The organism is Mesorhizobium sp. M7A.F.Ca.US.005.03.2.1 (assembly GCF_003997795.1).
Classification (GTDB): Bacteria; Pseudomonadota; Alphaproteobacteria; order Rhizobiales; family Rhizobiaceae; genus Mesorhizobium; species Mesorhizobium ciceri.
This window is the reverse complement of record NZ_RZRP01000099.1, coordinates 1-11,819: the sequence shown is the minus strand read 5'-3', so window position 1 is coordinate 11,819 and position 11,819 is coordinate 1. Positions and strand designations below refer to the sequence as shown.

Here is an 11,819-nt window from a genome sequence, read left to right as displayed (position 1 = left end):
TCTCCGAACAGCGTGGTGACCTTGCCGCGATGGATGTCGAAATTGACGCCCTTGAGCGCATGGACGCCGCCATACGACATGACGATGTTGCGCGCCGAAAGCACGGCGTCGCCAGTCGCGGGTCCGGTGTCGGCAGCCGGTTTCATTTGACGTCCAGCCTCACGGGGGTGACGAGCCAGCTCTTCGGGTTGACCAGCTTGAATGCGCCGACCACCGATATGGTCTTGCCGGTCAAGGTGCTCGTATCGACCTTGGCCAGGACTTCCTTCTTCATCTCATTGTTCAGCGCCGAACCGGCGTCCTGGTACTCAATCTGGTTGGTGAACTGGCCGAATGTGATCTTGCCCGTGGCGTCACGCAGTTCCGTCCCGTTGATCGCCGGTCCCGTCTGCACGCGGATCATCAACGTATCGGGTACGCCGTCGACGGCGACTTTGTAGATGCCAGATTTTCCTTCGCCGACGACGCCGGTGAACTTGACTGAAATGACCGGTCCGACGCCCGCAGGCACACCGTATTCCTTTTCCGCCGTTGCCCTGTCCTTGGCAATCGCCGTCGCCACCGTCACCGCGTCGGCGGCGCGGGCCTCGACATCGGCCTGCACCTTGGGAAATTCCGACTTGCCGTAGTCAACGGCGGAAAACACGGCGCTGCGAACGTCGCCTGCCGACCCTATCCTGACCACCTTGGTATCGAGCGCCATGGCGCCGAGCAGGACGACAACCGCGGCGCCGGCAAGTGCCCGACGCAGGGCGGGCGAGGCAGGCCTGGTCGATGCGGTGGCGGCTTTCGCGCTCATGACGCAACCGCCAGCAAGGCTGATCCGCGCTTGTCACGCATTTGGCGATCCTCCGTTCATATGGCGCTTCGCGCCATTGGGTTTTTTCTGTTCGACAAGGGCACGAGCGGTGGACTCGTCGGTGATCAGGCCGCTGAGATAGCGGCTTTCGAGCACCGCTTTGATGGCGCGTATTTTCACTTTGCCGCCGGCGACGGCGACAATCCGGCGGCCCTTCAACTGGTCCCGCGGGAGTGCCAGGATTCTGTCCGACAGCGCCGTTTCCACTGGGCGTCCCTGGTCGTCGAAGAAGTGGGCGAGCAGCTCGCCGACGCCGCCATCGCGTTTGACCTCATCGATTTCGGAATGTTCGATCATGCCGGTGGCGACCAGCGAAGCTTCCCGCTCGGCGGTCCCTATGCCGACGAACATCAGGTCGGACCGGCTTGCGAGGTCGAAGACATCGCTGATGCCGCGCTGCCCAAGCAGCACCTCACGGTCCTCCGCGGTGTTGGCGACAAAAGGCACCGGCATCACATAGGCCTGCGCGCCGGTCCGCTCGGCCAGCCGATGCATGACGTCGTGCGGGTTGGCCGCGAACTTGCGCGTCACACCGCCAAGCAGCGAGACGAAACGGATATGGGCGGCGGCGGTGCGCGTCAGATACTCGACGCTTGCGGCAAGGGTACGGCCGTGGCCGACGCCGATCAGCATGTCCTCGCCGCGATCGATCTCCCGCTTCAGAAACTGAGCGCCGGCGATGCCAAGCGCCTTCAGCGGCAGCTCGTCCTGATCGAGATCCGGAACGACCTCGCAGTAATCGAGCCCGTAAGCATTGATCAGCTGCTGCTCGAGGTCGATGCATTCGCCGACGTCGCCGTCGATGATCACCCTGACCAGGCCATCCTGAGTGGCCCGCGTGATGAGCCGATGCGCCTTGAGGCTGGTCAGGCCGAGCCGCTTGGCCACCTGGGCCTGCGTCAGACCCCCGGCATAGTGAAGCCAGGCCGCGCGGGTGGCGAGGCTGGACTCATGATCGCGGTTAGCGGTTCCGCCGGATTTCAAGCCATCTCCTCCCTGAGATGATATTATTATCTTTGTGTGCAAAAATTTTCACATCCCTGCATTGCTGTCAATCCCCCGCCGGGTTGGGCGCATGCACATACGGGGAATTCACAGGTCTCGCCCTTCCCGAAACGCCGGTCTGCCGGCATTCGGCGGGCAACATCGACCTATTAGGAGGTGAGCATGTTACTCGATCATACGGTGATGTTAATTTAACGTCAATCTGTGTTATCTCAGGCTTAAGCCGGCAGAATTGCACGGCCGTCGGCTATCCAGGTTTTTTTCTAACTAGCTGTTTTTCAGGGATAATATCTAATATCGGCAAAATCCCAATCCGCCTGTGAGTTGGGCGATTTGCGGATGCGGCGCATCCATGGGCAAACCGACCGGATTGCCTTGTGAAGAGCATCGGTGACGGACTGATCAGCCCAGCCGCATCAGGTTCCGGTCCTCGAGTTCCACAATTGCGGCCTCGACTTCCCTTGCAAGGCGCCCGGCGCTCCAGCCCAGCGCCTGTCCGGCAATCGCCGCGATCGCCTGCAGGTCGCGGCCTGTCAGGGAGCCTGATATCGCCAAGGTGCTGCGGCGCATGACGATGTCGGCCAGATGTTCGACGAACTCGTTGCGGACGATGTAGTCGATTTCCAATTTGCTGTAGCTTTCTGAATCCGGCAGCCGACTCTCATCGCCCGACCCATGCGTGGCGATCTGCGTGGCTCTGGTGCCGTATCGCGACAGCAGCGCATCGAGACGCCGTTCCTCAGCGCCCGTCTTCGAGTGAGCCAGAGCCAGCCAACTTGCTCGCGCTGCGGCATTGGTCGGGAAATCCCTGCCGCCGCCGATCGGCATGGCTTGCGTCGTCACCTTGCGGCTGCGCTGCAGGCGGCCGAGCACGGTTTCGGCGACTTCCTCGGCGAAACCGCGAAAGGTCGTCCACTTGCCGCCGACCAGCGAGATGACCGCGAAAGGTCTGTTCCGATCCGGCTCGGTGACCGGCGCGGAGTGGTCACGGCTGATCAGCCCGGGCAGCGATGCATCGGAGGCCGGCAGCGGCCTGATGCCGCTATAGGCATAGACGATCTGGTCGCGCTCGAACGCCATTCCCGGCAGCAGAGTCCGCACGCTGTCGAGCAGGTACTCGACTTCGTCGGGCTCGCAGCGCACCGCGTCGGGATTGTCGGCCTTGATGTCGGTGGAGCCGACCAGCGCCAGGCCGAGATAATCGTAGATGAGGCAGATGCGGCCGTCATCGGCTTCGAAATAGAGCATGCGCCCGGCCAGGCTTTTGACCAGTTCGTCATGCTTGAGCAGGACGTGCGAGCCCTTGGTGCCGCCGATCATCTTCGACGGCGCGCCAAGCAATTCGTTGACATCGTCGATCCACGGACCGGCGGCGTTGACCACCAGCTTCGGCCGCACCGAAAAGGCCGCGCCGTTTTCCGGCTGGAAGGTCAGTACCCCATCGGCGGACTTGACCAGCGCCGTATAGTTCGCGCTGGCCGAGGCCGCGTTTGCTTGCCGCCCATCGAGGATCAGTTCAAGCACCAGCCTTTCGGGGTGGCTTATCTTGGCGTCGTAGTAGGTGCCGGTGGCGACAATCGAGGGATTGAGCGCCGGCATCCCGCTGAGCGCCTGGCGCCGCCCGACCATGCGGTGGCGCGGCATGACCTGGTTTCGCGAGCCGTAGAAATCATAGATCATCAGGCCGATCTTGATCAGGATGGCGCCGCGGCTGCGCGGTGCGCTGGTCGAGCCGAACAGCGTCCGCAATGCCGCCAACATGCCCTTGCTCCAGGAAAAGATCGGGATGACGGTCGGCAGCGGGCTGACATAGTGCGGCGCATTCTTCAAAAGCAGATTGCGTTCAAGTGTCGACTGTGCGACCAGCCCGAACTCGCCGGTTTCGAGATATTTCAGGCCACCGTGAATGAGCCGCGATGGCGCGGCACTGGTGCCCGAGCCGAAATCCGCCTTGTCGACGATCAGACAGCTGACGCCTTGCGCGCACAGGTCGCGAAATAGCCCTGCCCCGTTAATGCCGGCGCCAAGAATGACGACGTCGACCTCGCCGGTTCCGGCCATGGCGGCCAAACGCCCGGCGGGATTTTCCGTAAATGTTGCTTCGCTTGAGCTCATGACGCTTTCGTCTTGACGATGCGCAGCTTCACGCCGGCCCGTTCGAGAGCTTGCGCCCGCGCATCGCCCAGGCCTTCGGTCGCCAGCACGACATCGAAGCTGGTCAGATCGTCGAAGACATGCAGCGCGATCCTGTCGAACTTGGCATGGTCGATCAGAAGGATACGCTTGGCCGATGCGGCCATCATCGCCTGCTTGACCCGCACGACATTGGGATCCTGGATGAAGGCCGTGGTTCCGGTGATGGCCGAAGCCGAACAGATCAGCACATTGGCGCGCAGCTGCGCCACGGCGTTCTCGCAGACGATACCGATATAGGCGTTGTAGGTGCCGTGGTACTGGCCGCCGAGACAGATGAAGTCGAGTTCGTCGACATTGATCAGCAGTGATGCCGTCGCTACGGAGTTGGTGATGACGGTCAGCGGCTTGACGTCGAGCAGCAGTGCCGCGACGGCGTTTGCCGTCGAGGAATCGTCCAGCATCACCACCTGGCCGGCTTCGACATAATCGAGTGCTGCCCGCGCCAGCGCATCCTTCTCGGCCCGGTTGACCGTCACACGGTAGCGGAAGGCGCTTTCGTAGAGGCCGGAAGGCTGAACCGTCACCGCACCGTGCAGCTTGCGCAGCACGCCCTGCTGCGCCAGCCGGTCGATATGCCGGTGGACGGTCATGCGCGACACGCCGAAATGCTCGACCAGATCGTCGATGCGCACCTGGCCGAGCTTGATCACATAGTCGGCGATCTCTTCGCGTCGTTCGTCGGCCTTGATCATGCGGTTCCCCCAGTGTCTGGCCGGCCCAGCTTCTCGATGTCGGGCCAATGCGGTTCGAGCGCACCGGCTATGCGGCCATAGAGGGAAAAGCGCTCGTTGAACACAGCACTCGAGGCTTGGTCAGGCTCGTATTGGCGCGCCGTCATCCCGACCTGCCTGGCGCCCTGTTGCGGCGTCGCGAAGATGCCAACCGCCGCCCCCGCGCAAAGGGCAGCGCCAAAGGCCGCGGCCTCGTCGGTCGAGGTGACGATGACCGGGGCGTTCAGCACGTCGGCAAACATCTGAACGAAGGCCGGATTGCGCGAACTGCCGCCGGTCAGGCGGATCTCGCTGACGGCAAAGCCGTCGCGCAAGGCTTCCACATGGGTGCGATGATTGAAGGCAATGCCCTCCAGAACCGCCTTGAGTATATCGCCGCGATTATGCCAGCCGTGCAGGCCGACAAAGCCGCCGCTGGCAACATCGCCATAAGGAGAGCCGAACAGATAGGGATGAAACAGGATGGTCGACGGCTTCTTCAGCGCCGTGTCGATCTCTGCTGCCAGAAGCTCGTGGATCGAGCCACCATCGACCGATGCCTTTTCCTGCTCCGAGCGGCAGAACGTGTCGAGAAACCAGTCGTAGTTCGCGGTCGACGCCGGCGAGATCGCCATGTTGTTCCAGCGGCCTGCGTCGATGGCGTTGCGACAGAGCCAACGCGGGTCGACGCGTGGTTGCGAAGAGACGACTTCGTTGATGGAATAGGTTCCGGCGACGATGGCGAGCACGCCCTCCTCATGGCCGCCCATGCCAAGTGCGGAGGCAGTCACGTCATGCAGTCCGCACGCGACCGGTGTTCCCTTGGCAAGGCCGGTCATTTCGGCTGCCTCGGCGGTGACATGGCCGACGATCGCGGCGGAGTGCGCCATCGGCGGCAGCGCGTCGAAAACATCGTCCAATCCGAAGATTCGCAACGCTTCCGGCGCGAAGGCTTGCGTGCGGAAATCCGTGAATGAGGTGCTGGCCTCGGTACGGTCGGTGCCGATCTTGCCGGTCAGGCAAAAGCGCAGCCAGTCCTTGCAGGCCAGTATATGCCCGATACGCCCATAGCGGGCCGGTTCGTGCTCCCTGATCCAGGCGAGCAGCGCCGACGGCGCCGAGACGTGGGGCGCCTGGCCTGTTCGCGCTAGCGCCTCTTCGAAGACCCGGTCCGCCGACCATCGCTCGACAATCTTGCCGGCGCGGCTATCGAGCGACAGGATTCCAGGCCCCAGCGGCCGACGATCCTTGTCGAGCAAATAGAGACCGTCGCCATGCGCGGTTGCCGCCACCGCCCTGATGTCGTCCGCCGGGCGGCCACATAGCGCGATCGCCTCCTTGATTGCGTCGGCGGTCGCTTGCCAGAGGCCGGCCATGTCGCGCTCCACCCAGCGCGCATGGGGCATCGATTGCGGAACCCGCCGACGCGCCACCGACAACTGCGTGCCATCGGCATCGAAGATCACCGCCTTGGTGACCGTGAGACCGTTATCGATTCCGAGCAAACTGGGCATGGGCGCCGCCGTTTTCAGCAACTGGTGAAGGGCGCTGCAAGGCAATCCTGCAGGTTGGGATAAGGATGACGGACATGACGACAATCAACGAGCAACGGTGATACCAAAGCGCCGCATCCGATGCGGCAAACAGACCATAGTAGCCTGTTAAATTAACGTCAACATGTGATATATTTTGTAGAAATGTCTAACGTAAGCTGAGACATGCATCCGATGCGGGACGAAGCTCCGACCAGTGCCCAACTGGCTGGATGGCCCTCAACCCTGCACGGCGGGCCAGGGTGACGGTGCGACTGACGCTCGAACGCGTTTGACTGGCTTAGCGAATTCCGTGCGCAGCGGCCGGACAGCCGGCACCGTTCAAAGAAAACGCGACGACTCAAGAAGTTCAGCCACGCCGTCCAGTTCCTTGTGCAGGCGATGCCAGCGACGGTCGAGGTAGACCAGCGAATGCGCCTCAGGGGGGATCTCGTCCAGCTGCACCTCGCCGTCAAGGAGTTCGGCCGCCACCAGTGTCGCGCCCTCGATCGGCAGGACGCCGAGCCGGCGGGCGCGGAACCAGGTCGAGACGCCGGTATAGCGCGGTTCGCCCGTGGGCAGCCGAGCCCAGGCGCCTCCCGGCGGGAAGCGTTCCGCGCCGCTCGACGCGCAGAGCTGCGCCAGGTCGATATCGGTGTAGCGCAGCAGGTGGATCACCATGGTCTGCGCCCGTAGCAAGGGTTCGGACGAGGTCGATTTCATCGACAGCGAGAAGGCGACGACCGGTGGCGCAGCACTTACAGAGATCAGCGAGGACACGGTCATCGCCACCGGTCTGTCGCCGGGATCGGCCGTGATCACGGCAACACCGGCCGGGTGGTGGCGAAAGGCTTCGCGGAAGGCGTTGGTCATCGGATGCGGGAAGCTCATCGACGTCTCTCTTCTGCAGCATGAAATGGGGCCGGATGGGTCCGCCGTCCGGCCCTTGCGACTACTTCTTCTCGATCAGATCGTAGAACTGCCAGGTGCGATCGCTCCACAGCCCGCCGATGTCGCGGCCGGCCGAGGTGACGATCGATGGCGCGATCGTGAAATGGTTGGCCGCCACCATCATCTCGCGGAAGGTGCGCTGGATCACACCGGCGCGCAGCGACGCGCCGCCGCCCGCGCGATAGGCGAAGTTGCAGATATCGACGCCAACCTCATGAATCTCGGATTTGGCCAGATGGACAAGGCTGATCTGCCGCGTCGATACGCTGTTGCCGGCTTCGACCGTCGCCTCGATGTCGCGCCAGACTTCGAAGACAAAGGCGCGGGCAGCGCGATAGCGGGCTTCGGCGCGGCCATAGTCGTGCCAGAATTTCTCGCTTTCGCCGATCAACCCGGCGCGGCCTGACTTGCTGCGGGCGAACTTGGCGATCTCGTCCAGCATCCGCCGCCCGGTGCCGAGTGCCCAGCCGGTATGACCGATGGCGGCGAGGCCGACGACACCGAGACTGAAGAACTCCTTCTGGCGCAGTGGCGGCGCGGTCAGGATCGGGAAGACGAGATCGTCGGCGATGAAGACATCCTCGGCCGCATAGTCGATGCTGCCGGTTCCACCGAGGCCCAGAACGTCCCAATTGCCGAGCTGCTTGTGCTGGGAGATCGGCGCATGGGCGCACATGATGATCACATTGCCCCTATCGTCCTTGGCGGGCTTGCCGGTGCCGTCGTCGACGAAGGCGGCACTGTGGCTATAGGTGGCGTGGCTGAAGCCGCTGCCATAGCTCCACTTGCCGTTCAGCCGGTAGCCACCGTCGACCTTCTTCAGCATGCCGAGCGGCGCCCCCTGTCCCGAGAAACGGTTGTCGGAGCCCGGCGCGAACAGCCGCTCGACCGCGCTGTCCGGCAGAAAGGCAGCCGACATCGCGCCGATGCAGCAATGCACCATGGAAACCCAGCCGGCCGCCCCGGAGTGCCAGGTGATCGCCGCCAGCAGTTCGAGACCCTCGGTGGGTCGCAACTGCGCACCGCCGAGGCTCTCCGCGGCAAAGATATGCGACATGCGCAGCGGCTTCAGCAGCTCGAACGTGGCCGCAGTCAGTTCGCCATTCTCCTCATCGGCGGTGGCGTTGGCTTCCAGGACCGGTCCGATCTCCGCGATCTTCCTGAGCAAGTCGCGATAGTCGGTGGTCGTCCCCCACGAGCTGTGCTTGATGGGTTTGTTCATCGTGTTCTCCTCCTCCTTTTCAAATGCGATCAGCCGGCGAAGAAATCGCCGATCTTCCTGAGCGTTTCGGGTTTCTCCTGCATGACGAAATGGCCGGCCTCCTCGACGAGGATCAGGCGTGCGTCGGGCAGCGCCTCGACGAAGAGCGGAGCCTGTCCCGCCGGCAGCATACGGTCCCTGGTGCCCCAGACGACCAGTGTCGGATTGGCGATGCGCGCCAGAAAGCGCCGCAGGTTCGGATGCCCCATGCCGAACGGCGCCAGCAGCCGGCCGAGCGTCTCGCCTTCGCGGGCGCGATCGGCGCCGAAGGCCTCGGCAAAGGCGGCGTCGGAACCATCCGGGAAGTAGCGCAGCGCCACCGAGACGTCTTGCGCCAGATAGGCCGGCAACTCCTGCGGCGCGACCGCGCCGAGATCAGTGGCCGGATATGCGGGGTCGTTGAGCCCTGCCGGCGCGATCAGCACCACCTTGTCGAAACGCTCGCGCGCAAGGCCAGCGAGTTCGGTCGCCATCCAGCCGCCCATGGAAAAGCCGATGAGATGAGGCTTCTCCGGCAGACGGAGAACATCGAGCAGATTCAGATAGTGTAAAACCATGTCGGACATCGTAGCGACATGCGGCGCCGGGCCAGAAAAGCCGAAGCCCGGATGGCTCGGGCAGAGCACGCGGAAACGGTCCGCGAGGCCCTCGGCAAAGTCGAAGCCTTCAAGCGTCGAGGCGCCGTGCAGGAACAGCACGGGCTTGCCTCTACCGATGGCCATCACCACCGTTTTCGTGCCATCGATATCGTATTCGAGCGTTTCGAATTGAACGGCCATTTTTCACTCTCCTCAAACAAGGTCCGGCTGGATCAGCACTTTGCATTGCGTGGTGCGGCGGCGAAGGCTCTCGAATATCTGCGGAACCGGCGAGAGGTCGATCCGGTCGGTGATCAGAGCTTGCGGTGCGAAAGGTCCGCCTCGAAGCGCATCGAGGGCGACGCCGAATTCGTTGCGCTGATGGAAGAAGACCGAAAACAGCAGGTTCACTTCCTTCGTCAGCGCAAGGAACGGGTCCCACTGGTCTCCGCCAATGCAGAGGCCGACCCCGACCACCGTGCCCTGCAGCCGGACCGCCTCGACCGCCGCGCCGATGAGGCCACGCTTGCCAACGCATTCGAAGACGATGACGGGCGCTCCGCCGCAGAGATCGGTGAGGTTCTCGCTCAGCTTTTCGCCGGAAAGCGCGAAGCCGGTCGCGCCGAGAGCAAGCGCACGCTCGCGCTGATGGCCGTGGATGTCGGCCACCACGACACGCGATGCCCCCATGCGCCGCGCCCAGAAGGCGACGAGCAGTCCGATCGGCCCGGCACCCAGTATGGCGACCCGATCCCCCGGCTTCATGCCCGAACGGACGATGCAATGCAGGGCGACCGACAGTGGCTCGGCCAACGCACCATCCTCGAGTGCTACATCGTCGGACAGGATATGACATTGGCGTGCGGCCACGGTCGCGTATTGCGCATAGCCGCCGCCGATCAGCTCCATCTCGTGACAGCGCGCCGGATCGCCGCGCTCGCAGGCCTCGCAGTGTCCGCAACCGCGCATCGGCACGACAGCGACCCGGTCACCGATCCGAAGGCCCGTTGCCTCCGATCCGACCGCGACGATGTCACCGGAGAATTCATGGCCGAGCACAAAGCCTGCCTCGATGCCGAAAGGCACCGGATCCTCGGTGATGTGCAGATCGCTGCCGCAGATGCCGCAAGCGGCGACACGCAAGACGACCTCGTCCGGTGCTGGCGTCGGGTCCGGCACCGTGCCGATCCGCAGTGGGACCCCGACCTTATCGAAGATGGCGGCTTTCATGAAATCCTCCTCGTCAGCGGTTCGGGGTCGACGAGCTTGCGTCGGATCGGGAACCATGGTGCATCCCACCGCTTCGAGATCAGGCCCCAGATGCCCGTCCGGGCGTAGAGCGCCACCAGAAGCGTCATCAGGCCGAGGACGACGAAATAGGTTGCGCCATATTCGCCGAACCAGCGGTCCGCGATGAAGAAGATCAGCGATCCGATCAGAACGCCCTCGATGGACCCGATCCCGCCGACCATGACGATGAAGATCGCGACGTTCGCCCACATCGGGTCAAAGGCCGAACCGGGGGTGATGCGCAGCTGCGCCATAAAATAGATCGCGCCCGCGAGACCGCAGCCGACCGCCGACGCGACATAGATCAGGAAGCGTAGCTTCACGACATTCACGCCCTGGCTGGCAGCTGCAACCGGATTGTCGCGTATGGCGATCAGCGCAAGGCCGAAGCGCGAGCGAAGCAGCCAATAGCTGCCGCCCAGCGTGACGAGCAGCATCCCCGCACAGAGCAGCGACATAGCGACATTCCGCTCGAAGGCCGAATAGTCCTTCATCACGCGAAGCGACATGCCCGCGCCGGAATTGACGAGCGGCAGGTTCGAGGCGGTCAGCCGGAAGACCTCGGCCACCACCCATGTGCCGATCGAAAAATAGGGGCCATCCAGGCGATGCAGCAGCAGGTAGATCGGCACGGCCAGCGCGGCCGGCACCAGGAGCGACAGGAAGACCGCCACAAACGGATTGATGCCGTAGGTCTGCGCCAGCACGAAAAGCGCATAGCCGGCGGCGCCCATGAAGGCGTGCTGGCCCACGGAGACGAGGCCGGCATAGCCGGCGAGCAGGTTCCACATCTGCGCGACGGCGATATAGCAGCACAGCACCAGAACCGACCGGATCGTGCCGGTCGAAGCCCACCACGGCATGACAGCGACAGCGACCGTGGCCAGCACCGCCAGCGTCATCGCAATGCGACCGGACCGGGTCTGGCGCTGGACCACGACTTCGGGCACCTCGGTTGTTGCCACATAGGGAATCGCACTCATGACAATGCCTTTCCGAACAGGCCCTGTGGGCGGGTCGCCAGCACGACCAGGAAGACGATATGTCCGGCAAGCACGCCGAAGCCCGGATCGATGCGGAAGCCGATGGCCTGCGAGATGCCGAGCACCATCGAGCCGACGAAGGCGCCCCATACCGTCCCCATGCCGCCGATGATCACCGCTTCGAACGCGTAGATCAGCTGGGCAGGTCCGTCGGCCGGAGCAACAGTCGACCGCAGCGCCTGGAAGACGGCTGCAAAACCGAGAATGCCGACCGCCGCCGCTGTCGCCATCGCATAGACGGCGCGCGGGTTGATGCCGGTCATCGCCGCCGCCTCGACATCGGCCGACGCGGCGCGGAGCGCGCGACCGAAGCGCGTGCGCTTCAGCGTCAGGTCGAGGCCTCCTGTCAGGCCCGTGGCAACGGCCAGCACGATCAGCGGCAGGAGACCGACAT

Annotated in this window: 10 protein-coding genes and 1 pseudogene; all 11 read right to left on the bottom strand. The window is 63.8% G+C overall.

Going from position 1 to position 11,819, the window contains the following annotated elements; all coding sequences use genetic code 11:
- Nucleotides 1-142 precede the first annotated feature (142 nt).
- On the bottom strand, nucleotides 143-799 hold the full coding sequence (locus EN991_RS08315) for a DUF2291 domain-containing protein (RefSeq protein WP_127368561.1): 657 nt from the start codon (nucleotides 797-799) through the stop codon (nucleotides 143-145).
- 33 nt (nucleotides 800-832) lie between these two features.
- Nucleotides 833-1,843 (bottom strand): sugar-binding transcriptional regulator, encoded by a 1,011-nt coding sequence (locus EN991_RS08310; RefSeq protein WP_024502444.1) that lies wholly within the window; start codon nucleotides 1,841-1,843, stop codon nucleotides 833-835.
- Between the two features lie 423 nt (nucleotides 1,844-2,266).
- Nucleotides 2,267-3,925 (bottom strand): glycerol-3-phosphate dehydrogenase/oxidase, encoded by a 1,659-nt coding sequence (locus EN991_RS08305; RefSeq protein ID WP_164753430.1) that lies wholly within the window; start codon nucleotides 3,923-3,925, stop codon nucleotides 2,267-2,269.
- Nucleotides 3,926-3,975: 50 nt separating this feature from the next.
- Nucleotides 3,976-4,752, bottom strand: a complete 777-nt coding sequence (locus tag EN991_RS08300) for a DeoR/GlpR family DNA-binding transcription regulator (protein WP_127368559.1) — start codon at nucleotides 4,750-4,752, stop codon at nucleotides 3,976-3,978.
- Nucleotides 4,749-6,284: an FGGY-family carbohydrate kinase gene (locus EN991_RS08295; protein ID WP_127368558.1), complete on the bottom strand. Its 1,536-nt coding sequence runs from the start codon at nucleotides 6,282-6,284 to the stop codon at nucleotides 4,749-4,751. The genes EN991_RS08300 and EN991_RS08295 overlap by 4 nt, the downstream gene beginning before the upstream one ends.
- Nucleotides 6,285-6,644: 360 nt before the next feature.
- Nucleotides 6,645-7,193, bottom strand: coding sequence for a flavin reductase family protein (locus tag EN991_RS08290; protein ID WP_127368557.1), 549 nt, complete (start codon nucleotides 7,191-7,193; stop codon nucleotides 6,645-6,647).
- 61 nt (nucleotides 7,194-7,254) lie between these two features.
- Entirely contained in the window at nucleotides 7,255-8,475 is a 1,221-nt protein-coding gene (locus EN991_RS08285) for an acyl-CoA dehydrogenase family protein (protein WP_127368556.1), read from the bottom strand.
- A gap of 29 nt (nucleotides 8,476-8,504) precedes the next feature.
- Nucleotides 8,505-9,293, bottom strand: a complete 789-nt coding sequence (locus EN991_RS08280; protein ID WP_013533082.1) for an alpha/beta hydrolase — start codon at nucleotides 9,291-9,293, stop codon at nucleotides 8,505-8,507.
- Nucleotides 9,294-9,305: 12 nt separating this feature from the next.
- Nucleotides 9,306-10,322 (bottom strand): alcohol dehydrogenase catalytic domain-containing protein, encoded by a 1,017-nt coding sequence (locus tag EN991_RS08275; protein ID WP_127368555.1) that lies wholly within the window; start codon nucleotides 10,320-10,322, stop codon nucleotides 9,306-9,308.
- A complete protein-coding gene (locus EN991_RS08270) occupies nucleotides 10,319-11,365 on the bottom strand; it encodes a branched-chain amino acid ABC transporter permease (protein ID WP_127368554.1) in 1,047 nt (348 codons plus the stop codon). The genes EN991_RS08275 and EN991_RS08270 overlap by 4 nt, the downstream gene beginning before the upstream one ends.
- Nucleotides 11,362-11,819, bottom strand: a pseudogene (locus tag EN991_RS08265) (branched-chain amino acid ABC transporter permease); the annotation flags it as partial. The pseudogene EN991_RS08265 and the gene EN991_RS08270, both read right to left, overlap by 4 nt.